Origin of the sequence: Aeromonas ichthyocola, from assembly GCF_046087985.1 — a bacterium.
Classification (GTDB): Bacteria; Pseudomonadota; Gammaproteobacteria; order Enterobacterales; family Aeromonadaceae; genus Aeromonas; species Aeromonas rivipollensis.
Map to the genome: position 1 here is coordinate 114,338 of NZ_JBJSWH010000005.1, position 25,882 is coordinate 140,219.

The 25,882-nt window shown below is 61.1% G+C and carries 24 protein-coding genes; 14 read left to right on the forward strand and 10 right to left on the reverse strand.

Annotated elements, in window-relative coordinates:
• Positions 1-204: 204 nt before the first annotated feature.
• The 7 genes from ACF2JD_RS15565 (at position 205) to proX (ending at position 6,494) form a co-directional block, all read left to right on the forward strand.
• The gene (locus ACF2JD_RS15565; protein WP_163137383.1) at positions 205-543 is read left to right on the forward strand and encodes a DUF3135 domain-containing protein; all 339 of its coding nucleotides are present in this window, start codon (positions 205-207) and stop codon (positions 541-543) included.
• Between the two features lie 221 nt (positions 544-764).
• Positions 765-1,577: a threonine/serine exporter family protein gene (locus ACF2JD_RS15570; RefSeq protein WP_106887672.1), complete on the forward strand. Its 813-nt coding sequence runs from the start codon at positions 765-767 to the stop codon at positions 1,575-1,577.
• A gap of 115 nt (positions 1,578-1,692) precedes the next feature.
• Positions 1,693-2,160, forward strand: coding sequence for a threonine/serine exporter family protein (locus tag ACF2JD_RS15575; protein WP_106887671.1), 468 nt, complete (start codon positions 1,693-1,695; stop codon positions 2,158-2,160).
• A 24-nt stretch (positions 2,161-2,184) separates the two neighbouring features.
• Positions 2,185-2,679 carry a type 3 dihydrofolate reductase gene (gene folA, locus ACF2JD_RS15580; protein ID WP_106887670.1) on the forward strand — a complete coding sequence of 165 codons (495 nt, stop codon included), beginning with the start codon at positions 2,185-2,187 and terminating at the stop codon, positions 2,677-2,679.
• 466 nt (positions 2,680-3,145) lie between these two features.
• Positions 3,146-4,342: a glycine betaine/L-proline ABC transporter ATP-binding protein ProV gene (proV, locus tag ACF2JD_RS15585; protein WP_163154318.1), complete on the forward strand. Its 1,197-nt coding sequence runs from the start codon at positions 3,146-3,148 to the stop codon at positions 4,340-4,342.
• Positions 4,339-5,490: a glycine betaine/L-proline ABC transporter permease ProW gene (gene proW, locus ACF2JD_RS15590; RefSeq protein WP_440987749.1), complete on the forward strand. Its 1,152-nt coding sequence runs from the start codon at positions 4,339-4,341 to the stop codon at positions 5,488-5,490. The genes proV and proW overlap by 4 nt, the downstream gene beginning before the upstream one ends.
• The gene (gene proX, locus ACF2JD_RS15595) at positions 5,487-6,494 is read left to right on the forward strand and encodes a glycine betaine/L-proline ABC transporter substrate-binding protein ProX (RefSeq protein ID WP_440987750.1); all 1,008 of its coding nucleotides are present in this window, start codon (positions 5,487-5,489) and stop codon (positions 6,492-6,494) included. The genes proW and proX overlap by 4 nt, the downstream gene beginning before the upstream one ends.
• 94 nt (positions 6,495-6,588) lie before the next feature.
• Here the strand turns inward: proX and ACF2JD_RS15600 are convergent, their stop codons facing one another.
• The 3 genes from ACF2JD_RS15600 to ACF2JD_RS15610 are packed head-to-tail and all read right to left on the reverse strand — an operon-like array spanning position 6,589 to position 10,899.
• Positions 6,589-7,395: a phosphoadenylyl-sulfate reductase gene (locus ACF2JD_RS15600; RefSeq protein WP_290029964.1), complete on the reverse strand. Its 807-nt coding sequence runs from the start codon at positions 7,393-7,395 to the stop codon at positions 6,589-6,591.
• Positions 7,385-9,109 carry an assimilatory sulfite reductase (NADPH) hemoprotein subunit gene (gene cysI, locus ACF2JD_RS15605; protein WP_440987751.1) on the reverse strand — a complete coding sequence of 575 codons (1,725 nt, stop codon included), beginning with the start codon at positions 9,107-9,109 and terminating at the stop codon, positions 7,385-7,387. Before cysI ends, ACF2JD_RS15600 begins: the two co-directional genes overlap by 11 nt.
• Positions 9,109-10,899, reverse strand: a complete 1,791-nt coding sequence (locus tag ACF2JD_RS15610; protein ID WP_440987844.1) for an assimilatory sulfite reductase (NADPH) flavoprotein subunit — start codon at positions 10,897-10,899, stop codon at positions 9,109-9,111. Before ACF2JD_RS15610 ends, cysI begins: the two co-directional genes overlap by 1 nt.
• Positions 10,900-11,084: 185 nt before the next feature.
• Here ACF2JD_RS15610 and ACF2JD_RS15615 point away from each other — a divergent pair, with 185 nt between their 5' ends.
• Positions 11,085-11,885, forward strand: a complete 801-nt coding sequence (locus ACF2JD_RS15615) for a PhzF family phenazine biosynthesis isomerase (protein WP_440987752.1) — start codon at positions 11,085-11,087, stop codon at positions 11,883-11,885.
• Between the two features lie 114 nt (positions 11,886-11,999).
• Here ACF2JD_RS15615 and lysS read toward each other — a convergent pair whose 3' ends face one another.
• Positions 12,000-13,538, reverse strand: coding sequence for a lysine--tRNA ligase (gene lysS / locus ACF2JD_RS15620; RefSeq protein WP_106887662.1), 1,539 nt, complete (start codon positions 13,536-13,538; stop codon positions 12,000-12,002).
• A 20-nt stretch (positions 13,539-13,558) separates the two neighbouring features.
• Positions 13,559-14,657, reverse strand: a protein-coding gene (gene prfB, locus ACF2JD_RS15625; RefSeq protein WP_148297608.1) for a peptide chain release factor 2 whose coding sequence is annotated in 2 segments (ribosomal slippage) — positions 13,559-14,581 and positions 14,583-14,657 — 1,098 coding nt in all. Because the reading frame shifts where the segments join, the coding sequence is not laid out codon by codon here.
• A gap of 255 nt (positions 14,658-14,912) precedes the next feature.
• Between prfB and ACF2JD_RS15630 the strand changes: the two genes are divergently transcribed.
• Positions 14,913-16,784 carry a methyl-accepting chemotaxis protein gene (locus ACF2JD_RS15630; RefSeq protein WP_408777310.1) on the forward strand — a complete coding sequence of 624 codons (1,872 nt, stop codon included), beginning with the start codon at positions 14,913-14,915 and terminating at the stop codon, positions 16,782-16,784.
• 228 nt (positions 16,785-17,012) lie between these two features.
• Here ACF2JD_RS15630 and gltS read toward each other — a convergent pair whose 3' ends face one another.
• A complete protein-coding gene (gltS, locus tag ACF2JD_RS15635) occupies positions 17,013-18,212 on the reverse strand; it encodes a sodium/glutamate symporter (protein WP_025325999.1) in 1,200 nt (399 codons plus the stop codon).
• 432 nt (positions 18,213-18,644) lie between these two features.
• On the opposite strand from gltS, the gene ansA reads away from it, so the two are divergent.
• On the forward strand, positions 18,645-19,652 hold the full coding sequence (gene ansA, locus ACF2JD_RS15640) for an asparaginase (RefSeq protein WP_042648756.1): 1,008 nt from the start codon (positions 18,645-18,647) through the stop codon (positions 19,650-19,652).
• A gap of 262 nt (positions 19,653-19,914) precedes the next feature.
• A protein-coding gene (locus tag ACF2JD_RS15645) for an IS3 family transposase (protein ID WP_440987753.1) occupies positions 19,915-21,134 on the forward strand; the annotation gives its coding sequence in 2 pieces (ribosomal slippage) (positions 19,915-20,263 and positions 20,263-21,134; 1,221 coding nt in all).
• 59 nt (positions 21,135-21,193) lie between these two features.
• Here ACF2JD_RS15645 and ACF2JD_RS15650 read toward each other — a convergent pair.
• Together ACF2JD_RS15650 and rsd are read right to left on the reverse strand one after the other, a co-directional pair.
• Positions 21,194-21,577, reverse strand: coding sequence for a PilZ domain-containing protein (locus tag ACF2JD_RS15650; protein ID WP_106887790.1), 384 nt, complete (start codon positions 21,575-21,577; stop codon positions 21,194-21,196).
• A gap of 110 nt (positions 21,578-21,687) precedes the next feature.
• Positions 21,688-22,161 carry a sigma D regulator gene (gene rsd, locus ACF2JD_RS15655; RefSeq protein WP_106885024.1) on the reverse strand — a complete coding sequence of 158 codons (474 nt, stop codon included), beginning with the start codon at positions 22,159-22,161 and terminating at the stop codon, positions 21,688-21,690.
• Between the two features lie 338 nt (positions 22,162-22,499).
• Between rsd and hupA the strand changes: the two genes are divergently transcribed.
• On the forward strand, positions 22,500-22,772 hold the full coding sequence (hupA, locus tag ACF2JD_RS15660) for a nucleoid-associated protein HU-alpha (RefSeq protein WP_005305063.1): 273 nt from the start codon (positions 22,500-22,502) through the stop codon (positions 22,770-22,772).
• Positions 22,773-22,885: 113 nt separating this feature from the next.
• A complete protein-coding gene (locus tag ACF2JD_RS15665; protein WP_106887789.1) occupies positions 22,886-23,311 on the forward strand; it encodes a hypothetical protein in 426 nt (141 codons plus the stop codon).
• 74 nt (positions 23,312-23,385) lie between these two features.
• Here the strand turns inward: ACF2JD_RS15665 and ACF2JD_RS15670 are convergent, their stop codons facing one another.
• Positions 23,386-23,535: a hypothetical protein gene (locus ACF2JD_RS15670; protein ID WP_106885023.1), complete on the reverse strand. Its 150-nt coding sequence runs from the start codon at positions 23,533-23,535 to the stop codon at positions 23,386-23,388.
• Positions 23,536-23,537: 2 nt separating this feature from the next.
• Positions 23,538-24,590 (reverse strand): tRNA dihydrouridine(20/20a) synthase DusA, encoded by a 1,053-nt coding sequence (gene dusA / locus ACF2JD_RS15675; protein ID WP_440987754.1) that lies wholly within the window; start codon positions 24,588-24,590, stop codon positions 23,538-23,540.
• Between the two features lie 88 nt (positions 24,591-24,678).
• Between dusA and ACF2JD_RS15680 the strand changes: the two genes are divergently transcribed.
• Positions 24,679-25,779, forward strand: a complete 1,101-nt coding sequence (locus ACF2JD_RS15680; RefSeq protein ID WP_275057433.1) for a tyrosine-type recombinase/integrase — start codon at positions 24,679-24,681, stop codon at positions 25,777-25,779.
• Positions 25,780-25,882: the final 103 nt, after the last annotated feature.

Genomic DNA, 25,882 nt, shown 5'->3' on the forward strand with positions numbered 1-25,882 from the left:
CATCACTATAATTTCATGAATCCTAAAGAATTAATTTTTCCTCTCGCCCAATATCCGCCCACTGGATGAAAAAGCGGACTCCTGTGACTCGGAGCCGGCAGACCCAAAATCCTCACCATCTTATATAACCTTCCTATGGACAGCGAAATGATGTGCCGGGCGTGGTCGCACTTGGATGTGGGAGGAGTCTGGCCAGGAGGGGATATGGAGCTGCCAGATTTTGATACGCTCAAACACTGGGCCCTGGCCGAGCCGGAGCGGCTCGATGCCTTGTTGCATCAGCAGATAGAGGCCCTGATAGCGCAGGTGGGGCCGGATCGGCAGCGGCGGTTGCGGGGCCTGCAGTTTCGCATCGATTGCCAGCGACGTCTGGCCAGGAACAATCTCGACAGCTGCATCCGGATTGCCAACATGATGCACGACTCCGTGTATGCCATGCGCCGCCACATCATCCAGTTGCAGGAGACGTCTCTGGCGCAAGCCGAAGAGAGGCTGCCGCCAGACAATGTGATAGTGCTGGCGGATCATCCGAGGAATAAATAATTTATTGGTCGCCACCCTGCTCCGCTATTTTCAATATTTTCTTCAGCGAAAACCACCCAATGTTAATAAACAGGGTGGTTTGTTTTTTATTTGCTGCAAATTCATATTGCACACTCATTTAATAACATGGCGGCCCGCTAAATTCGCAGATATGGATGAAGGAATATAACGCTTGGGGTAATATCTCGGCACATTTCATCTTGCTACGACTCTAAGGGATTATGAGAAGTATCACACCAAGAAGGGTGCTGTCGCGGGAGCAACAGACAGAGATCACCCGGATCATCGTCAAGGTGGGTCAGTTGCTGGCCCAGCATGGTGCCGAGGGGCGCATCATAGAGCAGACCACGGTCCGGCTCGGGTTGGCGCTGGGGCTGGAGAGCGTCGAGATGGCCATCTCTGCCAGTGCCATAGTGCTCACCAGCCTCTATCAGGGGAGCTGCGTCACCACCACCCGCCGGGTACGGGATCAGGGGATCAACATGCAGGTGGTGTGCGAGGTCCAGCGCATCTGCATCCTGGCGGAGAAGGAGCTGATCGGTGTGCGGGAGGTGCGCCAGCGGCTCGACGGCATAGTGCCGTTCCATTATCACCCCTGGCTGGTGGTGCCCATGGTGGGGCTCTCCTGCGGCGCCTTCAGTCTGCTGTTCGGCGGCGACTGGCCCATCTTCCTGGTGACCTTCATCGCCGCTGCGGTGGCGATGCGAGTGCGCCAGCTGATGGCTCGCCATCACCACAGTCCGCTCATCAACTTCGCCGCGACCGGCTTCGTCGCCACCCTGATCGCCTCCTGCGCCACCTACTTCCAGTGGGGAGACCAACCCTATCTCGCCATGGCGGCCAGCGTCTTGCTGCTGGTGCCGGGTTTCCCGCTCATCAATGCGGTCTCCGACATGGTGAAGGGCTACTTCAACCTGGGGCTGGCCCGCTGGGGCATGGCGACCCTGCTCACCATCAGCGCCGTCATCGGCATAGTGCTGGCCATGTCGGTCACCGGGATCTGGGGCTGGAAACTGTGGTGGAACTCCATATGAGATGCAATGACGCTATCCGCGCTCGAAGCGGGACAATAGCGCGCCGTTTCGGTGCCACTAGTGTGAGTGTTGGGCCAGGACCTCGTCTGGTGGTCTTGGCGGGAGGGACGCGGCCATGATGGAACTGCTCTTGCTGCTCGCCAGGGATGCGTTCTGGTCTGCCATACCGGCGGTCGGCTTCGCCATGCTGTTCAATGTGCCGCCTAGGATGCTGAAGTATTGCGCCATGGGAGGCGCCCTGGCCCACAGCCTGCGCACCCTGCTCATTCATTACGGCATGCCCATAGAGTGGGCCACCCTGGCGGCGTCTACTACGGTGGGCTTTGTCTGCGTCTACTGGTCGAAGCGCCTGCTGGCACCGCGCCCCGTGTTCAGCGTTGCCTCCATCATCCCCATGATCCCGGGTGTTTATGCGTTCAAGACCATGATTGCCGTGGTGGAGCTCAATATCTCGGGGGTGACCACGGAGCTTATCCATCACGCCGTGACCAACGGCCTCAAGGTGCTCTTTATCGTGGGGGCCCTCAGTTTCGGTTTGGCGATCCCCTCCCTGGTCGTGTACCGTAACCGGCCCATTGTCTGAGACAGGCTGCAAGAGGCTGAACCCATGCACATTTCCATGATTGCCGCCATGGCGCACGATCGCGTGATTGGCCTGGACAACCAGATGCCCTGGCATCTGCCCGCCGATCTGGCCCACTTCAAGCGGGTGACGCTCGGCAAGCCGGTGCTGATGGGGCGCAAGACCTTCGAGTCCATAGGTCGCCCGCTGCCCGGGCGCCGCAACCTGGTGATCAGCCGCAACCCTGACTATTGCGCAGAAGGGGTGGAGGTGGTCGATTCGGTCGAGGCCGCGCTCACCTTGCTGGCAAGGGGCGAGAAAGTGGATGAGCTGATGGTGATAGGGGGGGGGCATCTCTATGGCCAGCTGCTGCCCCGGGCCGACAGGCTCTATCTGACCCGGATCGATCTGGCGGTGGCAGGGGATACCCGCTTCCCCGCCTTCGATGAGGGGGACTGGGTGCGCACCGAGAGCGATCCCCATCAGCCCGACGAGAAGAACCCTCATCCTTACTGCTTCGAAACCTGGCAGCGACGCTAATCCCTCCCGTCAGCAAGGCCCCTCCACTGCGAGGGGCTTTTTTTTTCGACTTCGCCGCCGCGCCCCGCATAGGCTCCTCTCCTGCTCAATCCTCCCCTTAATGCCCTCCCTTCACAGGGACTAAATATAATTAATGTTGTAATTGTTTTGTGGGTCTTGATGAAAGGGGGGCCTCAGTCCGGGGGTTACCCTCATTTATGCCCCTCACCCCTTGATTCTATTCATGGCATGGATAATAAACAGACTATTTATGCAGCCATCTCATATTTTTCCGATCCATCTCGGTCATCTGTTGAATTTTTGTTGCCTTAAATAAATTATAAAAATCAGTTATTTATGTCTCGACTTGTTTTTATGGACTCTTATGGTTCTTTTGTTAATTTGGTTTAATTGTTTAGTGTTGAAAGTAATTGATGCGCGTTCGGCAGCAGGAACAGCAATATGCCGGCCATAAAAAAAGGACAGTATGACAGTCAAACTCGAAGTGAAATCGCTCTATAAAATCTTCGGAGAACATCCGGAAAAAGCGTTCAAATTGCTGGCGAAAGGGCACGACCGCGCCAGCATACTGCAAAAGACCGGGCAGACCCTGGGGGTCCAGGATGTCAATCTGGCCATCAACGAGGGGGAGATTTTCGTGGTGATGGGCCTCTCCGGCTCGGGCAAGTCCACCCTGGTGCGTCTCTTCAACCGGCTGATCGAGCCGACCCGTGGCCAGGTGCTGATCGATGGCGAGGACATAGCCGCCATCTCGGAGCGCGAACTGCGCCAGGTGCGCCGCAAGAAGATCAGCATGGTGTTCCAGTCCTTCGCCCTGATGCCCCACCTGAGCGTGCTGGAAAACACCGCCTTCGGCCTGGAGCTGGCCGGGGTGCCGCTGGCGGAGCGCCAGCAGAGTGCCCGTCAGGCGCTCCACCAGGTGGGGTTGGGACAGTGGATTGACGCCTTCCCCGACGCCCTCTCCGGCGGCATGAAGCAGCGGGTCGGCTTGGCCCGGGCGCTGGCCAATGACCCGGACATTTTGCTGATGGACGAGGCCTTCTCGGCGCTGGATCCCCTGATCCGCACCGAGATGCAGGACGAGTTGCTCAAGCTGCAGGCGAGCCAGCAGCGCACCATAGTCTTCATCTCCCACGATCTGGACGAGGCGATGCGCATCGGCGATCGCATCGCCATCATGCAGGATGGCCAGCTGGTGCAGGTGGGCACCCCGGACGAGATCCTGAACCAGCCCGCCAACGACTATGTGCGCGCCTTCTTTCGCGGGGTGGATCTCGCCAACGTCTTCAGCGCCCGGGATGTGGCCAGCCGCAAGCAGATGCCGCTTATCAAGAAACACACCACGGACGGGCCGGGCAATGCCCTGCGCCAGCTCAAGGAGCTGGAGCGGGAATACGGCTACGTGGTGGATCGCAGCCGCCGCTTCCTCGGGGTCGTCTCGGTCGAGTCGCTCGGTCAGGCGGTCCGTGACAAGGGGAGCCTGGAGCAGGCGCTGCTGGCGGACATCCAGCCCATTCTGGCCGACACCTCCCTCAACGAACTCATCAGCCAGGTGGCCGCCGCACCCTGTCAGGTGCCCGTGGTCGAGGAGGATGGCACCTATCTGGGACTCATCTCCAAGGCCAATCTGCTCAACACCCTGGACAGGAGTACCCCGGTATGAATCTCAACCCCTTTAACCGTCTGCTGACCGGCTTGCTGGCGCTGTTGTTATTGACGAGCGCTCCCGCCTGGGCCGACGAGGCGCAGGCCGATCCCTGGGGCGCTGCGACCACCACCACCACTGTCGAGGATCCCTGGGGCAGTACGGCCACAGAGGCGGCAGACTGGCAGAGCCAGATCGCAATGGTCGATAACAGTGCCGCCGTCGACTGGCTGGATCCCTTCCAGCAGGCCCTGGTGCCGCTGGATACCTGGGTCGAGGGGGGCATCGGCTGGCTGGTGGAGAACCTGCGGCCCTTGTTCCAGCTGGTCCGCGCGCCGGTGGAGCTGGCCCTGGGGGCCATGACCCAGCTGCTGCAGACGGTGCCCTCCACCCTGATGATGGGGCTCTTGACCCTGATCGCCTGGCAGCTGGTGGGCGGCCGCATGGCGCTCGGCACCCTCGTTTCTCTGGTGATGATTGGCCTTATCGGCGCCTGGTCCGATGCCATGGTGACCCTGTCCCTGGTGCTGACCTCCCTCTTCTTCTGCGTGTTGATAGGCTTGCCGGTCGGCATTTTGCTGGCCCGTAGCGAGCGGCTCTCCACCTGGACCCGGCCGCTGCTGGATGCCATGCAGACCACCCCGGCCTTCGTCTATCTCATCCCCATCGTCATGCTGTTTGGCATAGGCAATGTGCCCGGGGTGGTGGTGACCGTCATCTTCGCCCTGCCGCCCATGATCCGGCTGACCATGCTGGGCATCCGCCAGGTGCCCGCCGATCTGGTGGAGGCGGCCCACTCGTTCGGTGCCAGCCCCTCCCAGCTGCTGTTCAAGGTACAGCTGCCGCTCGCCATGCCCACCATCATGGCCGGGGTCAACCAGACCCTGATGCTGGCGCTCTCCATGGTGGTGATCGCCTCCATGATAGCGGTCGGCGGCCTCGGCCAGATGGTGCTGCGCGGCATAGGCCGCCTCGACATGGGGCTCGCCTCCATCGGCGGCCTCGGCATAGTGCTGCTGGCCATAGTCCTCGACCGCCTGACCCAGGCGATGGGGCAGCCGGATCGCAGCCGGGTCGGCCGCTGGTATCAGCGTGGTCCCGTCGCCCTGCTGCTGCGCCTGTGCGGCCGCGGCAAATCCCTCGATTACAAAGGAGTAAATGCATGAAACAGATTACCAAAGGATTGACCCTGAGCGCCCTGCTGCTGAGTTCCCTCGCCATGGCCAATACAGCGCTGCCGGGGGAGGGGGTCAAGGTGCAGCCCCTGCAGAGCTCCTTGCCGGAGGAGGCCTTCCAGAGCCTGCTGGTCAGCAAGCTGATGGGTAGTCTCGGCTACGAGGTGCAGCCCGCCCAGGAGGTGGACTACAACGTGGCCTACGCCTCGGTGGCGCAGGGGGACGGCACCTTCCTCGCCTTCAACTGGATACCGCTGCAGGACAACAAGTACGAGCAGGCGGGGGGCGACAAGGTGTTCTTCCGTCAGGGCACCTATGTGGCCGGCGCCGCCCAGGGTTACCTCATCGACAAGAAGACAGCGGCCCGGTACGGCATCACCAACCTGGGCCAGCTCAAGGATCCCAAGCTGGCGGCGCTGTTTGACGGCGATGGCGACGGCAAGGCCGATCTGGTGGGCTGCAACCCGGGCTGGGGCTGCGAAGGGGCCATCAACCATCATCTGGACGAGTTCGGCCTGACCCCGACAGTCACCCACAAGCAGGGCAACTACGCTGCCCTGATCGCCGATACCCTGGCCCGTTATCAGGCCGGCAAGCCGGTGCTCTACTACACCTGGACCCCTTACTGGCTCAGCAGCGAGCTGGTGCCGGGCAAGGATGTGGTCTGGCTGGAGGTGCCCGCCGATGCCCCTGATGGGGACAAGACTCGGCTGCCGAGCGGCAAGAACTACGGCTTTGCCGTCAACACCATGCACATAGTCGCCAACAAGGCCTTCACCGATGCCAACCCGGCGGCGGCCAAGCTGTTTGCCATCGTCAAGCTGCCGTTGAACGACATCAACATCCAGAACGGCCTGATGAACAAGGGACAGAACAAGCCGGCGGATGTGGAGCGCCACGCCGATGCCTGGCTAAAGGGACACGAGGCCCTGGTCAATGACTGGCTGACCCAGGCGCGTGCCGCCGCCGCCGCGCAAGACAAGTCTGCGGGCTAAGGCCCCCTCGGCGCGGCCCAGCCCATGGATGTCAGCAAGCAAAACGCCCGGCCATTGCCGGGCGTTTTTTATGGTCAGCCGCTTGCACCCGGGATCAGATGCCGGATCCGTCGTGCTCACCGCTCTCTTCGTGCAGGCCGCACTCGCGCTTGAGGCCGAAGAAGCGGGTCTGCTCCTCGCTCATGCCCGGCTCCCACTTGGTGGTGGTGTGCACGTCGCCCACCGAGAGGTAGCCCTGCTCCCACAGGGGGTGGTAGGGCAGATCGTGTTCCTTGAAGTAGTAGAAGACGTCCTTGTTGCTCCAGTCGATCACCGGCAGGAACTTGAAGCGGCCGCGCTGTATGGCAAGCACCGGCAGCTTGCCGCGGCTGCCCGCCTGCTCCCGGCGCAGGCCGGAGAACCAGGTACGGGCGCCGAGCTCCCTCAGGGCGCGGTCCATGGGCTCCACCTTGTTGAGCTGGTTGTAGCGGGTGATCCCCTCCACCCCCTGCTCCCACAAGAGGCCGAAGCGGGCCTCCTGCCAGGCCGGGCTGAGCTCGGCCCGGTAGATCTTCAGGTTGAGGCTGAGGCGCTCGGTCAGCTGGTCGATGAAGTGGTAGGTCTCGGGGAAGAGATAGCCGGTATCGGTCAGCACCACGGGCACGTCGGCCCGCTCGCGGCTCACCAGGTGCAGCATCAGCGCCGCCTGGATGCCGAAGCTCGACGACAGCACATGTTCCCCCGGCAGATTCGCCAGCGCCCAGCGCACCCGCTCGGAGGCGCTCATGGCGTCCAGCTCCCGGTTTAGGGGGGCCAGCGCCTCGCTCTGCTCCTCCCGGCCGAGGGAGAGCAGGGCGTCGAGGTCGAGCCTGCCATCGGCGGTCAGTGTCAGCCGCCCGCTATCAATGAGTTCAGGCTGCATAGAAGTCCCTCGCGGAGTCGATGACGGGGGCAATCACCCCAACCCGGATCACGAAGTCGCCGAAGCACTCGTTCCCGTCGCGCTCCTTGGCCCAGCGGCCGATCAGGGCATCGAGCTCCGCCAGGATCTGCGGCTCCGTGATGTTCTCCTGATAGAGGCGCGGGATCCGGGTCCCCTCCAGGTTGCCCCCCAGGTGCAGGTTGTAGCGGCCGGGGGCCTTGCCCACCAGACCCACTTCCGCCAGCATGGCGCGGCCGCAGCCGTTGGGGCAGCCGGTGACCCGGAAGATGATGGCGTCATCCGCCAGGGCGTGCTTGGCCAGCAGACCTTCGATGTCGGTGACGAAGGCCGGCAGCATACGCTCGGCCTCGGCCATCGCCAGCGGGCAGGTGGGCAGGGCTACGCAGGCCATGGACTGCTTGCGTTGCTCGCTCACGCCGTCGTCCAGCAGACCGTACTGGCGCGCCAGGGCTTCGATGCGCGCCTTCTCGCTGGCAGGGACACCCGCGATGATCAGGTTCTGGTTGGCGGTGAGACGAAAGTCCCCCTGGTGGATCTTGGCGATCTCCAGCATGCCGGTCTTGAGGGGCTTGCCCGGGAAGTCCAGCAGGCGGCCGTTCTCGATGAAGAGGGTGAGGTGGTGTTTGCCATCTATCCCCTCCACCCAGCCGAAGCGATCCCCACGGCTGGTGAACTCATAGGGGCGAACCTCGCCAAACTTGATGCCGGCGCGGCTCTCCACCTCGGCCTTAAAGGCCTCCACCCCCACGCGTTCAAGAGTGTACTTGGTCTTGGCGTTCTTGCGGTTGACCCTGTTGCCCCAGTCGCGCTGGGTGCTGACCACGGCGGCAGCCACCTCCAGCACGTGGGAGAGCGGGATGAAACCGAAATCGCTCGCCTTGCGCGGGTAGGTGCTGGTGTCGCCGTGGGTCATGGCCAGACCCCCGCCCACCAGTACGTTGAAGCCCACCAGCTTGCCGCCATCTGCGATGGCCACGAAGTTGAGATCGTTGGCGTGGATGTCCACGTCGTTGTGGGGCGGGATCACCACGGTCGTCTTGAATTTGCGCGGCAGGTAGTTGGAGCCCAGGATCGGCTCCTCGTCACCCCCCAGCTTCTCGCCATCCAGCCAGATCTCCACGTAGGCGCGGGTCTTGGGCAGCAGGTGCTCGGAGATCTTCTTGGCCCACTCGTAGGCCTCCTGGTGGAGCTCGGACTCCACCGGGTTGCTGGTGCACAGCACGTTGCGGTTCACGTCGCCGGCGGTGGCGATGGAATCTATGCCCGTGCTGTTGAGGGTCTGGTGCATCAGCTTGATGTCGCGCTTGAGCACCCCGTGGAACTGGAAGGTCTGGCGGGTGGTCAGGCGGATGCTGCCGTAGAGGCTGTGATCCTCGGCGAACTTGTCGATCACCTGCCACTGGGCCGGGGTGATGATGCCGCCGGGCAGGCGGGCGCGCAACATGACGTTGTGCAGGGGCTCCAGCTTCTGGGCGGTGCGCTCGGGGCGGATGTCTCTGTCATCCTGCTGATACATGCCGTGGAAGCGGATCAGCTGGAAGTTGTCGCCGTTAAAGCCACCGGTGAGGGGATCCTGCAGATCCTGCTCTATGGTGCCGCGCAGGAAATTGCTCTCGCGCTTGAGGCGTTCGTTGTCGGACAGTGGTCCTTCAACCGGTCCTGCTGCTTGTTTCGAGATTGGTTGCTTGCTCATCAGTAGACATCCCTTTGATAACGTTTGGCACGACGCAATTCGCTCAAATACTCTTCTGCTTCTTCACGGCTCTTGTGGCCATGATCGCTGATCACATCCAGCAGGGCCTCCTGCACATCCTTCGCCATGTGGTTGGCGTCGCCGCACACATAGAAGTGAGCACCTGCTTCCAGCCACTGGTAGAGCTCAAGCCCCGCTTCGCGCAGGCGGTCCTGCACATAGATCTTGTTGGCCTGATCCCGGCTGAAAGCCAGGGAAATCTTCGACAGCAGGCCGGATTTCACATAACGCTGCCACTCCACCTGATAGAGGAAATCCTGGGTGAAGTGAGGGTTGCCGAAGATGAGCCAGTTCTTGCCCTCGGCCCCTTGTGCCTCACGCTCCTGCATAAAGGCGCGGAAGGGGGCTATGCCGGTGCCCGGACCCACCATGATGACGGGGGTATCGGGATTGACCGGCAGGCGGAAGTTGTCGTTGTGCTCGACGAACACCCTGACCTCGGCGTCCTCGGCCAGGCGGTCCGCCAGATAGGAGGAGGCGCCGCCAGATCGCACTGTGCCATCTTCCTGGGGATAGCGCACCACGCCGACTGTCAGGTGTACCTCTTCCTCCACCTCGCTCTGGGCGGAGGCGATGGAGTAGAGGCGCGGAGTCAGCGGGCGCAGCAGTTTGACAAGCTGATCCGCGCTCAGGGAGGAGGGGAAGCGCTTGAGCACATCCACCACCTGGGCGCTGGCCACCAGGGCGTTGACCTGGGCCTTGTCGCCGGCCAGATCCTTGAGCGCCGGATTGCCCGATATGTCAGCGAATCCTGTGATAAAGCCGCCGTGCAAGCGGGTCAGCTCGAAGTGGCGGGTCAGGGCCGCGCGCAGGGGGCCCTGTGCGGTGGTTTCATCGCCAAAGAGGCCGGTCAGGGCCAGCACTTCGCCCACCAGATCGGCGTCATTGTCGAACCAGATGCCCAAGGCATCCCCCGGCTGATAAGTGATGCCGGACTCTTCCAGGTTGATCTCGATGTGGCGGATGTCCTTGGTGGAGTCGCGGCCGGTGATCTTCTGATTGACCGAGAGCTTGGCCGGGAAGGGATTCTCCTTGTGATACTGGCTGTGGCCGACGGCTTGCTGCACCGAGCCCGCTACGCTGGCGGTCGCGGCCCCTGCGGACAGGGTGGCGGCGACGGCATTGACTGCCTGCTCGCCCCAGGCCTTGGCCGCGTCCTGATAGTCCACGTCCAGGCTCGCGAGTTCATGAATGCGCTCGGCACCCGCTTTTGACAGGAAGTCGTCGAAGTCCTTGCCGGTCTGGCAGAAGAATTCGTAGGAGCTGTCACCCAGCCCCAGCACGGCGAACTTGAGTCCTTCGAGTTTGCCTATCTTGCCTTTTTTCAGCTGCTCGAACAGATCCACCGCGCTCTCCGGCGGCTCCCCCTCCCCGTAAGTGCTCACTACCACCAGCAGATGGCTCTCTTTCTTGAGCTGCTTGGGTTTGTAGTCCGCCATCGAGGTCAGGTTCACCGGCAGGCCGCGGGCTTTCGCCTGAGCCTGGATGGCGCTGGCGACACCCTTGGCGTTGCCGGTCTGGGAGCCGTAGAGAATGGTCAGGCTGCCACCTGGGGCGGCCACGGCGGCGCTGGTGGCGACGCTCTGGACGCCTGACTGGGAGAGGCCGTAGAGATAACCGCTTACCCAGGCGAGTTGCTGGGTATTGAGGGTCGACAAGACCTGATTCAGCTGGCGCTGCTGCTCGTCAGAGAGCGGGCTTATGGTGGGTATTGGGGCTGTCAATTGCATCACACACGTCTTCCATGGTCTGATTTTTGGTCAGGTTAAGGGGTGCAATGAATAACAACAAAGAATAAAAATATCTTCTTTATGCGATTTATGAATTTATAAAGCCGAAATCCGCCTCAGCGGCTCCCCGGCTGTGGTATAAAAATCGCAATATTGAGTCCCCCTTCGCCTCTCAGGATCTGCCGATGTCCAGACTGTTCCATGTCAATGCCTTCAGCCAGCACCCCTTCGGGGGCAACCCCGCCATCGTCGTATTGGGGCAGGAGCGCAGCGATGCCGAGCTGCAGGCCATGGCGGCGGAGTTCAACCTCTCGGAGACAGCCTTCCTTTCTCCCCTGGGGGAGGCGCACTATCGGTTGCGCTGGTTTACCCCGACGGTCGAGGTGGATCTCTGCGGTCACGGCACCCTGGCGGCCGCCCATGTGCTGTGGCAGACCGGGGCTGTGGCTCGCTCTCAGGTGCTGCGCTTCGAGACCCGCAGCGGCCTGCTGGAGGCTAGCGCCGAGGGGGAGTGGATCCGGCTCGACTTTCCGCGTATCCCCCTTGCCCCGCTGACATTGGATCCCGCCTATGCCGAGGCCCTCGGCTGCACGCCGCTGCAGACCCTGGCCGCCGGCGCCAAGTTCCTGCTGGTGCTCGGCAGCGAAGAAGAGGTGCAGGGGCTCAGGCCGGACTTCCACGCCCTGCGGGCCCTGCCCGGCCGCGGTCTGATGGTGACGGCGCCGTCGAGGGATCCGGACCATGACTTTGTCTCCCGCTATTTCGCCCCCTGGGTCGGGGTGGAGGAGGATCCCGTCACCGGCTCCAACCACTGCGCCCTGGTGCCCTTCTGGGCCGAGCGACTCGGCAGGACGCAGTTGCGGGCGCGCCAGATCTCCGCGCGGGGCGGGGAGCTGGTGCTCGAATTGCAGGGGGATAGGGTGTGGATGTCGGGTCAGGCGCTGACCCTGTGGCAGGGGGAGTGGTTGCTGCCGCCCGCCCCATAAGTCGCCAGCCGGGCGTACCCTGCTCGCAGCTTTGGTCTTTGCCATAAAAAACGCCCCGCAGTTGCGGGGCGTTTTCAGTGCCATCGGGCATCAGGCCAGGCCTGAGGCGATCGCTTATTTCTGTTGCGGGCGCAGGGCCGGGAACAGGATGACATCGCGGATGGTGTGGCTGTTGGTGAACAGCATCACCAGACGGTCGATGCCAATGCCCTGACCGGCAGTGGGCGGCAGGCCGTGTTCCAGCGCGGTGACGAAGTCGGCGTCGTAAAACATGGCTTCGTCGTCGCCCGCTTCTTTCTGGTTCACCTGATCCTGGAAGCGCTTGGCCTGATCTTCCGCATCGTTCAGCTCGGAGAAGCCGTTGGCCAGCTCGCGGCCGCCGATGAAGAACTCGAAGCGATCGGTCACGTCCGGGTTCTTGTCGTTGCGGCGGGCCAGGGGGGAGACGGCAGCCGGGTACTCGGTGATGAAGGTCGGTTGCAGCAGCATGTGCTCAACTGTCTCTTCGAAGATGGCGGTGATCACATGGCCCAGCTCCCAGCCCTTCATCAGCTCGATGTGCAGACGCTTGGCGACGGCCTTGGCGCTCTCCAGGGTGGCCAGATCGTCCTGGGTCACATCCGGGTTGAACTTGAGGATGGACTCGACCATGGTGAGGCGCTGGAACGGCTGACCGAAGTCGATGGTCAGGCCCTCTTCGCCCTCTTTGGCGTAACGGATCTTGGTGTCACCCAGGATGTCCTGGGCCAGGGTGCGCAGCAGCTCCTCAGTCAGGTCCATCAGATCGATGTAGTCGGCATAGGCCATGTAGAACTCGATCATGGTGAACTCGGGGTTGTGACGCACCGAGATCCCTTCGTTACGGAAGTTGCGGTTGATCTCGTACACGCGCTCGAAACCACCGACCACCAGACGCTTCAGATAGAGCTCGGGGGCGATACGCAGGTACATGTCGATGTCCAGCGCATTGTGGTGGGTGACGAAGGGACGCGCGGAGGCACCGCCCGGGATGACCTGCATCATGGGGGTTTCCACTTCCATGAAGCGCTTCTCGTTGAAGAACTTGCGGATGCCGGCAACCACCTGGGTGCGGATCATGAAGGTCTTGCGGGACTCTTCGTTGGCGATCAGATCCAGGTAGCGCTGACGGCAGCGGGCTTCCTGGTCGGTCAGGCCTTTGTGCTTCTCGGGCAGCGGACGCAGTGCCTTGGTCAGCAGGCGGATTTCGCCCACATGGACGGAGAGCTCGCCGGTGTTGGTGCGGAACAGGGTCCCTTCCACGCCGACAATGTCCCCCAGATCCCACTTCTTGAACTGCTCGTTGTAGAAGCCTTCCGGCAGGTCGTCACGGGTCACGTAGATCTGGATCTTGCCAGCCATGTCCTGCAGGGTAGCGAAGGAAGCCTTGCCCATGATCCGGCGGGTCATGATACGACCGGCAATCTTCACCCGTTTATTCAAGGCCACCAGCTCGTCGGCGCTCTTGTCGCCAAACTCGGCGTGCAGATCGCCGGACAGGCTGTCACGACGGAAGTCGTTGGGGAAAGGGTTGCCCTGGGCGCGCAAGGCGGCCAGCTTGGAGCGACGCTCAGTCATCTCGTTGTTCAGTTCGAGAGTCTGGTCGACTTCCGGAGTAGTGGTTTGTTCAGACATGGTGATTCCTGCTGCTCTGTTTACAGGCCTGATTTCAGGCTGGCTTCGATAAACTTGTCCAAGTCGCCGTCGAGTACCGATTGGGTATTGCGGGTCTCGACGCCGGTGCGCAGATCCTTGATACGGGAGTCATCCAGTACGTAGGAGCGGATCTGGCTGCCCCAGCCGATGTCGGACTTGGTCTCTTCGAGGGCTTGCTTCTCAGCGTTCTGCTTCTGAATTTCCAGCTCGTAGAGCTTGGCCTTCAGCTGCTTCATACACTGATCTTTGTTCTTGTGCTGGGAACGGTCGTTCTGGCACTGCACCACCACACCGGTGGGGACGTGGGTGATACGCACCGCGGACTCGGTCCGGTTGACGTGCTGACCACCGGCACCGGAGGCGCGGTAGACGTCGATGCGCAGATCCGCCGGGTTGATCTCGATCTCGATGTCGTCATCGATTTCGGGATAGACGAAGACGGAGCAGAACGAGGTGTGGCGACGGCCACCGGAATCGAACGGCGACTTGCGAACCAGACGGTGTACGCCGGTCTCGGTGCGCAGCCAGCCGAAGGCATACTCGCCGGTGAACTTGATGGTGGCGGACTTGATGCCGGCCACGTCACCCTCCGAGCACTCGATGAGCTCGGGCTTGTAGCCGTGGGCATCGCCCCAGCGCAGGTACATGCGCAGCACCATGTTGGCCCAGTCCTGGGCCTCGGTGCCGCCGGAACCGGACTGGATGTCGATGTAGCAGTCGGAGCCGTCGTGCTGACCGGAGAACATGCGACGGAATTCGAGATCCACCAGCTTGGCTTCCAGCTGATCGGCTTCGACGATGGCCTCGTTGAAGGTTTCCTCGTCTTCGCCTTCGACCGCCAGGCTGACCAGCATCTCGACGTCATCGACGCCCTGGGTCAGGGTATCGATGGTGTTGACCACGTTGTCCAGCGACACGCGCTCCTTGCCCAGCGCCTGTGCGCGCTCCGGCTCGTTCCAGACATCCGGCTGTTCCAGCTCGGCATTGACCTCTTCTAGACGCTCTTTCTTGGCGTCATAGTCAAAGGTACCCCCTAAGCAGCTCGGTCCTCTCAGACAGCTCCTTAAGCTTGTTTAATACAGGATTGACTTCAAACATCGTGAAAACTCTCGGGGTCGATGTGATTTAAAAACGGGATATTCTAGCCAATTGCGGAAGGAATAAACAGGGTTGGCTGGTCCCGGCCGCCTTCTGTCACCGATTTCGGAGGCCATTTTGTGCTTTCTTGCGGAAAATATCGCCAGCCGCACCATTCTCCGCTTCAGTTTTGTGCGCCTTGGCCGCTAACAACAACATGGAGTGCCGCGCACTTTTCGAGTAATCCTGTTCCTGACCCCACAAGAAGAAAGCACGATGAAAAACCTATCACTCAAGCAGAAGATACTGTTGTCTGTGGTGATCGCCCTCTCCCTGGTGATCCTGCTGCTCTCCTGGCAGAGCTACAGCAGCCAGAAGTCCCTGTTGCTGCAAGGCAGTCAGGAACAGGTGCAGCGCCTCGGCAGCCAGCAGGCCGCCAGCGTCAGTGACTGGCTCGCCGCCCGTCGCGATGTCATCCAGGCCCTTGGCAACAAGGCCGGCCCCGACCCCCTCAACGCCCTGCAACAGGCCCAGGTGTCCGGCCGTTTCCAGCTCACCTATTTCGGTGAGGGCAGCGGCAAGATGAACGACTCTGACCCTTCCATCAACCGTGATGGCTATGATCCCCGCTCCCGTGGCTGGTATCAGGAAGCCATGGCCAAGGGCGGCATGATAGTGACCAAGCCCTACCTGGACGTAGCCTACAACGTCATGGTGGTGACCCTGGCCCAACCGGCCCAGGGCGGCGTGGTCGGCGGCGATCTCTCCATCGCCTCCCTGGTGGAGGATGTCACCAAGATGGCCCTGCCGGCGGACGGTGTCGCCATCCTGATGCACAAGGACGGCACCGTCATCGCCTACAAAGATGCGGCCAAGGCGATGAAGCCTGGCAGCGAGATCGACAACGATCTCTCCAATGCCCTGATCGATCAGAGCAAGAGCAGCAACAGCCTGCTCCCCGTCTATTTTGACAACGAAGGCCGCGACAAGCTGCTGTGGGCGACCGACATCCCGAACACCGACTGGGAGCTGGTGCTGGTGCTGGACAAGGCGACCCTGGAGGCGCCGCTCTCCTCCCTGCTGATGACCCAGCTCGGCCTGGCCCTGCTGGTGCTGGTGGGCAGCATCATCGCTATCTCCTGGCTGGTCAGCCTGCTGCTTGGCCCGCTTGGCAAGGTTTCCCAGGCCCTGGCCCGCATTGCCGATGGTAACGGCGATCTGACCCAGCGCATCAAGATCGATGCCAATGACGAGGTGGGTCAGCTGGCCAACAGCTTCAACCGTTTCGTTGGCAGCCAGCACCAGCTGATCGGCAATATCCGCCAGCTGGCCAACGAGCTGAATGCCGATGCGGAGCGCAGCCTGGTGACCAACCAGGCCGCGGTGGAAGAGCTGCAGCGTCAACAGCAGGAGGTGACCATGGTCGCCACCGCGGTCACCGAGATGGCGAGCGCCACCATGGAGATCGCCGGCAACGCCGAGAACACAGCCGCCGCCGCCCAGCAATCTGCCCAGAGCAGCGAGCAGGGCAAGATGTTGGTGAACCAGACTCGTCAGTCCATCAACAACCTGGCCGAGGAGGTGGGTCAGGCCACCGGCGTCATCGGCGAGCTGAGCCGCCACGCCCAGGCCATCTCCGGCATCCTCTCCACCATTCAGGGCATCGCCGAGCAGACCAACCTGCTGGCGCTGAACGCGGCCATCGAAGCGGCCCGTGCCGGTGAACAGGGTCGCGGTTTCGCCGTGGTGGCGGACGAGGTGCGGGTACTGTCGCGCCGTACTCAGGACTCCACCCAGGAGATCCAGTCCACCATAGAGACCCTGCAGCAGACCACGGCCCGAGCGGTCAGCCTGATGCAGACCAGCCAGGGGCTGGCGGACAACAGCGTCAAGGATGCCGATGCCGCGGCCGCCGCGCTGGAAGAGATCACCCAGGCCGTCTCCCTCATCTCCGACATGGCGGGTCAGATCGCCACCGCCGCCGAGGAGCAGACCCAGGTGACCGGCGAGATCACCCAGAACACCACCGCCATCAAGGATGTGAGCGACGAGATCACCGCCGCCGCCATGCGGGACCTGGATCAGGCGCACCACCTCAAGGGGCGTGCCACCAATCTGAACCAGCAGGTCTCGACCTTTATCCTGTAAGAAAGGGCCTGGAAGCGGCGCCACTGCGGCGCCCGATGTAAAAAGCCCCGCACTGGAGTGCGGGGCTTTTTGTTGTCCGTCATCCGGCCAGGGCTGTGATGCGCCCTGGCTGACTGTCGCCGCGTGGGGCAGAGTCCCCGACCCGATGAGAACCAATGGTGGCGGGAGAGCGCCAGCAAAGAGCCCACCAAAAGGTGGGCTCTTTCATATGGGGTCTGGCGCCCGGGCTTACAGGAAGGGCAGGGCCAGGAACAGTTTGATCACCACGGCGTTGATGATGTCGATGAAGAAGGCGCCCACCATGGGCACCACCAGGAACGCCAGGTGGGAGGGGCCGAAGCGCTGGGTGATGGCCTGCATGTTGGCGATGGCGGTGGGGGTGGCCCCCAGACCGAAACCGCAGTGGCCTGCCGCCAGCACGGCCGCGTCATAGTTGCTGCCCATGACCCTGAAGGTGACGAAGATGGCGTAGAGCGCCATCGCCACCGTCTGGGCGGCCAGCAGGATGAAGATGGGCAGGGCCAGGCTGGCGAGATCCCACAGCTTCAGGCTCATCAGCGCCATGGCGAGGAAGAGCGACAGGCTGACGTTGCCGAGCAGAGAAACCTCGCGGTCGCTCACCTCATGCCAGTTGAGCAGGGTCAGCAGGTTGCGCAGCAGCACGCCGACGAAGAGCACGCAGACGAAGACCGGGAGCTCCAGGGCACTGCCCTTGAGGTAGAGGGAGAACATCTCGCCCCCCTTGAGGCTGATGGCGATCAGGGCCAGGGTCTCGATCAGGCTGAAGGTGGTCAGCGGCCGCTCCATGTCCGGCATCTCGAAGCCCTGGGGGGCACCGTCACGGTTGTGCTCCTCGCCGGGCACCTGCACCTTCTTCACCAGGTAGCGGGCGACAGGCCCGCCGATCAGGCCTCCCAGCACCAGGCCGAAGGTGGCGCAGGCGATGGCGAGCTCGGCGGCAGATTGCACCCCGTACTTCTCGGTGAAGATGGAGCCCCAGGCCGCGCCTGTGCCGTGGCCGCCGGAGAGGGTGATGGAGCCGGCCAGCAGCCCCATGTGCGGGTCCAGACCCAGCAGGGTGGCCAGACCGACCCCCAGGCTGTTTTGCACCAGCAGCAGGCCGGTGACCACCAGCAGGAAGGTGATCACCGCCTTGCCGCCGCGCTTGAGGCTGCCCAGATCGGCGGAGAGACCGATGGAGGCGAAGAAGGCCAGCATCAGCGGGGTTTGCAGTGTGGTGTCAAATTGCAGTTCAAGCTGCATGGTGGAGCGCAGCAGCAGCAGCACCAGGGCGACCACCAGGCCGCCTGCCACCGGTTTGGGAATGTTGAAGGTACGCAGGGGGCCAATCCGGTTGACCAGCAGACGGCCGAGCAGCAGCACCAGGGTGGCGGCGACCAGGGTGGCGTAGGAATCAAGTTGTATCATGCGGTACTCCCATGTTGATCGGCTGTGTCTTTGGCGAGAAAGACTCACAGATTCAGCCGGGATAAAAACAGAGTGGCGCAGGCGCCAGTTCAAGAGGGGGCCACAGCCCCAGTCCCAGGCAAAAATGGGATCGATGCGAGCCCGATTGCATCAGGCATCCAGATGACATTTATGAAAAATCCGCCGGATACTAGCAAAAAACACCGTTTATATCCATGTTCATCATATTAATGCTCAAAACTGTGCGTTAACCTGGCATTTAACACTATGCCCTGAGGGGGCTCCGGCCCGCAACAATGCTGCTGTCATTTGCAGCGGCAGTCTCTATAATTCGCCAGTTTCCCGCCCATGAGCGGAACCGGAATAGGAAGTGAAGGAACCGGTTGAACCTTGAATTGTCCGCCGGTTGTCAGTCCAGAGAGAGGAGAGGGTGTGAAGAAGTCTATCTATATCGCCTACACGGGCGGCACCATAGGGATGCAGCGTTCCGACCACGGTTATGTGCCGATGGCGGGTTTCATGGAAGATTGTCTGGCCCGGATGCCCGAGTTTCACCGGCCCGAGATGCCGGATTATCATATCCACGAATATGCCCCCCTCATCGACTCCTCCGACATGACCCCGGCGGACTGGCAGCGCATCGCCGAGGACATTCGTGACAACTACGAGCAGTACGACGGCTTCGTGATCCTGCACGGTACCGACACCATGTCGTTCACCGCCTCGGCTCTCTCCTTCATGCTCGAAGATCTGCACAAGCCGGTCATCATCACCGGCTCCCAGATCCCGCTCGCCGAGCTGCGCTCCGACGGCCAGCAAAACCTGCTCAATGCCCTCTATATCGCGGCCAACTACCCGATCCACGAGGTGACGCTGTTTTTCAACAATCAGCTCTATCGCGGCAACCGAAGCAAGAAGGTGCACGCGGACGGCTTCCACGCCTTCGATTCGCCGAACTACCCGCCGCTGCTCAATGCCGGCATCGCCATCTCCCTGGAAGCGGGGGAGCTGGGCGTGCCGTCCGAGCGTCCGCTGGTGCTGCACGACATCACCCCCCAGCCCATCGGTGTGGTGACCCTCTATCCCGGCATCTCGGCCGAGGTGATCGCCAACATCTTGCAGCAACCGGTGCGGGCGCTGATCCTGCTCTCCTTCGGGGTGGGCAATGCGCCGCAGAACCCGGCCATGCTGGCGCTGCTCTCCGAGGCATCCGCCCGGGGCGTCATCATAGTCAACCTGAGCCAGTGCCTGCACGGCAAGGTCAACATGGGGGGCTATGCCACCGGCAACGCCCTCTCCCGGGCCGGTGTCATCTCGGGCTTCGACATGACAGCCGAGGCGGCGCTCACCAAGCTGCACTTCCTGCTGAGCCAGGATCTGCCCGCCCCGCGCATCCGCGAGCTGATGCAGCAGTCCCTGCGCGGCGAGCTGACCCCCTGAGAAACTGTTCACGATCTTACTGCGAAGCCGTGATCAAGGCTCATGTGCTGCTCGGAATCCTCACGTATATCTATACGCTCCGGTTCCTGCGCTGCTCTTCACCTTGCTGACGCCTTCTCGCGACAGGTCGTGAACAGCTTCTGGCCTCCTCACCATGAGGGGGAGAGGAAAAGAGAGGGGAGCCATATTGGCTCCCCTTTTGTTGTAGCTGTCCCGTCCTGAATATGGTTTACACCTTTCCCCCCAATCAATGGAGAACCCGATGGGACAAGGTGTGAAACGGACACAGCGCGATTACTCGCTGACTTTTAAATTAGCCGTGGTCGAGCAGATTGAAAAAGGTGAGCTCACCTGCCAACAGGCACAAGCCCGATACGGCATTCAGGGCAACTCCACCGTTCTGGTATGGTTGCGTAAACATGGTCGGCAGGATTGGAGCCAGGGGGCTTCTGTGCGCGCCGGCAGGAGTATCACCATGCCTAACCCCGACAACCAGACGCCCGAACAGCGCATCAAGGAACTCGAGCAGCAGCTGGCGCTGATGAGCCAGAAGGCCCAGTTCTTTGAGGCCGTCGTCGATGTATTGAAGAACGACTACGGCGTCTCCATCGTAAAAAAGCGACCCGGCAAGTCCTCTCGCAGCGGCAAGTCCAGAGGCTGACCATCGTCAGGGCTTGCCTGTTTCTGGGGATAAGCCGTCAGGCTTACTACAAGCGCAATCGGGTTGCAGACCTGCGCCATGCACAGGGGCTGCAGGTGGTGCGTTACGTGCGTCAGGTACGGTTACGCCAGCCGCGGGTGGGCGCCCGCAAGCTGCATTATCTGCTTCAGGGTCAGGATGATGGCGGGCTGAAGGTCGGGCGGGACAGGCTGTTTCAGATATTGGCCGAGCACCGCCTGCTGGTGCAGCCCAGGCGGGCGTATCACAAGACTACTCACAGTTTTCACCGCTTCTACCGTCATCCCAACTTGCTCAAGGCAGGGCCTGAGCAGGTCACGCCGGTGGCTCCAGAGCAAGTCTGGGTCGCCGACATTACTTATCTGCCAGCCAGGAGCGGGCCGCTGTACCTGAGCCTGGTGACGGATGCTTACTCACGCAAGATAGTGGGTCATCACGTGCACGAAGGGATGCACGCCGAGTCGGTGGCGATGGCGTTCAGACAGGCGCTGAAGCAACGGCGTGGCGGCGGGGAGCTTATCCATCACTCGGACCGCGGCGTGCAGTATTGCTCGGGCCTGTATCAGTCATTGCATGAGCGGCATGGTGTGCGGTGCTCGATGACGGATGGCTATGACTGTTACCAGAATGCGTTGGCGGAGCGGGTGAACGGGATTTTGAAAGGAGAGTTGTTGTTGCAAAGCCCGCAGGACCTGGCGCAAGCGCGGGAGATGGTGCGTGAGGCGGTGGATATTTACAACCTGGAGCGGCCACATCATGCGTTGAAATACAGAACCCCCGATGCGGTGCATCGGGGGTTCTGAGTCACGTGAAGCTAGACGAAAATGTGTAAACCTATTTCAGGACTAGACATGACGGCGGATCAGGAGGGGGGATTGTGCTCCCTGTGCTCTTGCAGCAACTGCTCCAGCTCGCGATACAGCAGCTGCTCCTCACCTATGTTCAGTTCTATCATCCGCTTGAGGTGAGTGGCGCTGTCGATGTCGATGTGGTGGCAGTAGAAGCCCAGCTTCTTGCTGGCCTCGTGGGTCAGTTCGACCTGCATCTTGATCTCGATGTCACTGCCGCCCAGCATGAAACAGATCTCGTACTCCTTGTCGTCGCTGCCGACCCAATCCTCGGGCCTGATGAGCAGGGCGCCCTGCAGGGAGACATCCACCAGCTGGGTACGCCACTGGTGCACCCCTTGCGTCAGCTTGGCGGCGGTCAAATAGAAGATTCGGGTAAAGTGGCGGCGCTCGGCCATGTTCATCTCCGGTCTGCGTGCGAGCACAGTGCTAACCATCCATGCCCAGAGTGTAATCTAGCCGGTGCATCAGGATGTTGAACTGGCTCCGATATTGAGCATCAGACCCGCTAGCGGCTGAGGGATTCGACCACCTGAAGCGCCTTGACCAGCCTGTCCTCCTGCTTGAATCTGTCCTCCAGCACCGGACCCAGCTGATTCAGATCTTCATCGAGCTGCAACAGCTGGGCCTCGTCGGCATTGCTGTATTTGTCGTTGAACTCCAGGGCAAACTCGGTGCAGGCGCGGATATGGGGATAGATGCGTTTGGCCAGCTCCAGCTTGTCACCGCTGGCTTGCTCGAAGGCGGTGACCACGTGGTTGTAGATCTCGAAATGACCGGCGCTGACATAGTCGACCAGCTGCTCGCAGAAGCGTTGCAGTTCGACATGACCGGGAAGGGAGCGTTGCTTGGACTTGGTGGGCATGAGCCCGGCCAGCCGCATGTACTCGACCAGCAATGCCTGCCTGGCATCCAGCCAGTCATCGATTGCCCTGTGCTTGCCTGCCAACGCGCGCTTGGTTTGTTCCAGTTCAGTTAACATAGTCCCTCCATGGGCATGGCATGAAGCGCGATGGCTGCAGGCCTTCGGTCATTCTCAGCGACTGACGACACTCCTATAACTAGGGAAAATCCTGTTGACCGTCAATAGGAGTGTGGGGATATTGTTACATCAGGCGGGGGTTTGCATACAAGTCTCCGTCGGTTTCTGGTCCCGTGTCGCTTGTCAGGAGGACGCAGGGGCGAGATATGTGACTATTTCCGCAGATCTTGATGAAAACCCCAGCATTCAAGCCAATCCGGCTGATAAAGCCTTTGCCTGAGTGTTTTTTTTTGAATAGAGTGGCCCGGTGCTAAATGCCCGATCATAAAGGAAATGTTATGAACAAAGCTCAACTTGTCGATGCAATTGCCGCCAAAGCAGACCTGAGCAAAGCTCAGGCCAAAGTTGCTCTGGAAGAGATCATCAATGGTATTACCCAGAGCCTGAAAGAGGGCGATGCCGTTCAGTTGGTGGGTTTTGGTACCTTCAAGGTCAACCATCGCGCGGGCCGCACCGGTCGCAACCCGCAAACTGGTAAAGAGATCCAGATTGCAGCCGCCAATGTGCCGTCCTTTGTGGCAGGCAAGGCGCTGAAAGACGCCGTCAAGTAATCGCGTAAAGTAATCAAATGAAACCCGGCGCCTGCCGGGTTTTTTCTTGCCATCTTCGTTAAAATTTGTTTCAGATACACTCAGGATATGGCATGCGCTGTAGTGAGGTGGATATGGAACAGAAGAATGCCATCCGGCAGGTGGCTGTGCCCTGGGCACCCTCCCGCCAACTTCCCCCCGGCCTGGTTGTGGCCGAACTGCATCAGGATATCTGGAGTGACAATCTGACGGTTGTGTTGGGGCGTGCCCGCAGCATAGATCTGCCGCCGCAGCCGCTGTGCCGGGTCAGTTTCCGCCATATCTTCGCCGTAAGGGTGATGGAGGATTGCGATCTGGCGGAAGGGCGGGACAGCCACGTCATCGAGGAGCAGATCCAGCTGATCACACCGTCCCGCTTCGCCAGCTGGTTCCATCAGGAGTCCGATGGACTGCACCTGGACGAGGACTTGCAGCACTATCGCATCTCGACCTGGGATTACTGCGCCGATGTGCTGACCTCTTCCCCTCCGGAATTGCAGTTTGTGGCGCTGGAGGAGTGAGCGGGCGCCACCATCCCGATAAAAAAGCCGGAACATCGCTGTTCCGGCTTTTTCTTGCCTGAGGGCCGACGGGGTCAGCCGAGCAACTGCTCCCTGTGCAGACCGAGCACTATCAGGAGCCCGAGCAGGTAGAAGGCGCTGAGCTTGATGCCGAGGATGGCCAGCATGCCGGCACAGAGGCGAACCAGCGCCTTGTGCAGCCAGGAACCGGTGAAGCGATACATGTTTACTCCACCGATTCGGCCGGGGCGAACTCGGGCACCTTGGCCATGGCGTCCAGCACCACCTGGATGCCGGCCCCGGGTTTGCAGGCGTTCTCGCTCAGGTGGCGGCGCCAGGCGCGGGCCCCCTGCATGTTCTGGAACAGGCCCAGCATATGACGGGTCATGTGGGAGAGGTAGTTGCCCTTGGCCAGCTCCTGCTCCATGTAGGGCAGCATCATGCGCACCACCTCGTGGCGGCTCGGCACCTCGCCCCCCAGACCGAATATCCGACTGTCGACTTCGGCCAGGATATAGGGGTTCTGGTACGCCTCGCGCCCCATCATGACCCCGTCCACCTGTTGCAGGTGCTCCAGGGTCCGTTCGAGGGAGTTGACCCCGCCGTTGAGGGCTATGGTCAGCTCGGGATAGTCCTGCTTGACCTGATAGACGCGCGGGTAGTCCAGCGGCGGGATCTCGCGGTTCTCTTTCGGGCTCAGGCCGCTCAGCCAGGCCTTGCGGGCGTGGACGATGAAGGTCTCGCAGCCGGCATCGCGCACCTGCTCGATGAAGGCCTGCAAGAATTTGTAGGAGTCCTGATCATCGATGCCGATGCGGGTCTTCACTGTCACCGGAATGCCCACCACATCGCGCATCGCCTTGACGCAGTCGGCCACCAGGGCGGGCTCCCCCATCAGACAGGCGCCGAAACGGCCGTTCTGGACGCGATCGGAGGGGCAACCCACGTTGAGGTTGATCTCGTCATAGCCGCGCTCCTCGGCCAGCTTGGCACAACGGGCCAGGTCCGCCGGATTGCTGCCACCCAGCTGCAGGGCGAGGGGATGTTCCTGTTCGCTGTAACCCAGATAGTCCCCTTTGCCATGGATGATGGCGCCCGTGGTCACCATCTCGGTATAGAGCAGTGTCTGGCGGGTCATCAGACGGTGGAAATAACGGCAATGCCGATCGGTCCAGTCCAGCATGGGGGCAATCGAGAATGTCTGGCGGTGGGCAGGCTTGCCAGATATGGCCTCAGAGCCTGATTTAACGGGGTTTTCACTGATTTGTTTCTGAGTCATTTGCGGGTGTTTCCAGACATTTGTTGATTGATCCTGCCCCATATCTGCCCCACCATTTCATGGGGCAGGTGTACTCCACGAGGTATCTATGGCCGGCTACACAATAGAAAAACGTAAGACCAGCAAAGGCGAGTTACGCTATCGCTGTACCGTCAGGGAACATAAAGGCGAAGAGGTAGTATACCGAGAATCCCGTACCTTTGGCAGACAGTCAGACGCCAAGAGCTGGGGGATGCAGATGGTGACGATGATCGAGCGGGATGGTTTGCCTGGCCTGGTGCAACCCGTCCCCACTATCCGCGAGCTTATCGCCCTCTACCGCGATCACCCAGCCATCAGCCCCACCATAGGCAGAACCAAAGCCTACTGCCTCGATCTGGTAGCCGATTGCGATATCGCTAAGCTCAACGCTGATCAGCTCACCATCAAGGATCTGGTCGACCACTGTCAGGCCAGAAGGGATGCGGGAGCCTCGCCTGCCACCATAGCCCACGATATCAGCTACCTTGGCTCCGTATTTGCTGCCGCCAACCCCGTCTTCAATATCCCGGTCGACAACAAGCTCATCCTTGAAGCTCGTAAGACCCTTAACAACCTGAAACTGGTGGGGAAAGCCCAGAAGCGCACCCGACGTCCGGTGAGCGATGAACTCGATCGGATTATTCTGGGACTGGAAAAACGACAGAGCCGCGGCATGGCCAAGATCCCCTACACCGCTCTTCTCAACTTCGCCATCCTGAGCTGCATGCGGATAAGCGAGGTATGCAAGATCAAGTGGTCTGGCGTGGATGAGAAAAACCGGGCTGTGTTGGTTGAAGACCGCAAAGACCCGAGAAAAAAGATAGGGAACCATATGCTGGTGCCCCTGCTCGGCGAGGCTTGGGAGATCCTCAAACGTCAGCCCAGAGCCGACGATCGCATCTTCCCCTACAACAGCAAGAGCGTCACCGCAGGTTTTCAGCGAGTCAGAACGGAGCTTGGTATTGAAGACTTACGCTGGCACGACCTACGCCGCGAAGGAGCCTGCCGTCTGTTTGAGGCTGGCTTCGTCATTGATGAAGTCGCCCAAGTCACCGGCCATAGAAACATCAACATCCTCTGGCAGATCTACACCGACCTCTACCCAAACCGGGTACACGCCAAGTTTGAACGGCTACAACAGGCCAAGGTGGTGGAAGAGGCCAGATAAAGTGGGAAAAGTGGGATGTAGATTACAGCTAAGGTGTTGCTCTTGTCAGATTAATTCAAGATGATCAACTGCATCAACGATTTGCTGCGAGCCAAGCTAATGC

Bases quoted from the DNA above. Each gene is read 5' to 3' on its own strand.
- ACF2JD_RS15565 (WP_163137383.1), top strand. From the start codon at position 205: ATGGAGCTGCCAGATTTTGATACGCTCAAACACTGGGCCCTGGCCGAG.
- ACF2JD_RS15570 (WP_106887672.1), top strand. From the start codon at position 765: ATGAGAAGTATCACACCAAGAAGGGTGCTGTCGCGGGAGCAACAGACA.
- ACF2JD_RS15575 (WP_106887671.1), top strand. From the start codon at position 1,693: ATGATGGAACTGCTCTTGCTGCTCGCCAGGGATGCGTTCTGGTCTGCC.
- folA (WP_106887670.1), top strand. From the start codon at position 2,185: ATGCACATTTCCATGATTGCCGCCATGGCGCACGATCGCGTGATTGGC.
- proV (WP_163154318.1), top strand. From the start codon at position 3,146: ATGACAGTCAAACTCGAAGTGAAATCGCTCTATAAAATCTTCGGAGAA.
- proW (WP_440987749.1), top strand. From the start codon at position 4,339: ATGAATCTCAACCCCTTTAACCGTCTGCTGACCGGCTTGCTGGCGCTG.
- proX (WP_440987750.1), top strand. From the start codon at position 5,487: ATGAAACAGATTACCAAAGGATTGACCCTGAGCGCCCTGCTGCTGAGT.
- ACF2JD_RS15600 (WP_290029964.1), bottom strand. From the start codon at position 7,395: ATGCAGCCTGAACTCATTGATAGCGGGCGGCTGACACTGACCGCCGAT.
- cysI (WP_440987751.1), bottom strand. From the start codon at position 9,109: ATGAGCAAGCAACCAATCTCGAAACAAGCAGCAGGACCGGTTGAAGGA.
- ACF2JD_RS15610 (WP_440987844.1), bottom strand. From the start codon at position 10,899: ATGCAATTGACAGCCCCAATACCCACCATAAGCCCGCTCTCTGACGAG.
- ACF2JD_RS15615 (WP_440987752.1), top strand. From the start codon at position 11,085: ATGTCCAGACTGTTCCATGTCAATGCCTTCAGCCAGCACCCCTTCGGG.
- lysS (WP_106887662.1), bottom strand. From the start codon at position 13,538: ATGTCTGAACAAACCACTACTCCGGAAGTCGACCAGACTCTCGAACTG.
- ACF2JD_RS15630 (WP_408777310.1), top strand. From the start codon at position 14,913: ATGAAAAACCTATCACTCAAGCAGAAGATACTGTTGTCTGTGGTGATC.
- gltS (WP_025325999.1), bottom strand. From the start codon at position 18,212: ATGATACAACTTGATTCCTACGCCACCCTGGTCGCCGCCACCCTGGTG.
- ACF2JD_RS15650 (WP_106887790.1), bottom strand. From the start codon at position 21,577: ATGGCCGAGCGCCGCCACTTTACCCGAATCTTCTATTTGACCGCCGCC.
- rsd (WP_106885024.1), bottom strand. From the start codon at position 22,161: ATGTTAACTGAACTGGAACAAACCAAGCGCGCGTTGGCAGGCAAGCAC.
- hupA (WP_005305063.1), top strand. From the start codon at position 22,500: ATGAACAAAGCTCAACTTGTCGATGCAATTGCCGCCAAAGCAGACCTG.
- ACF2JD_RS15665 (WP_106887789.1), top strand. From the start codon at position 22,886: ATGGAACAGAAGAATGCCATCCGGCAGGTGGCTGTGCCCTGGGCACCC.
- ACF2JD_RS15670 (WP_106885023.1), bottom strand. From the start codon at position 23,535: ATGTATCGCTTCACCGGTTCCTGGCTGCACAAGGCGCTGGTTCGCCTC.
- dusA (WP_440987754.1), bottom strand. From the start codon at position 24,590: ATGACTCAGAAACAAATCAGTGAAAACCCCGTTAAATCAGGCTCTGAG.
- ACF2JD_RS15680 (WP_275057433.1), top strand. From the start codon at position 24,679: ATGGCCGGCTACACAATAGAAAAACGTAAGACCAGCAAAGGCGAGTTA.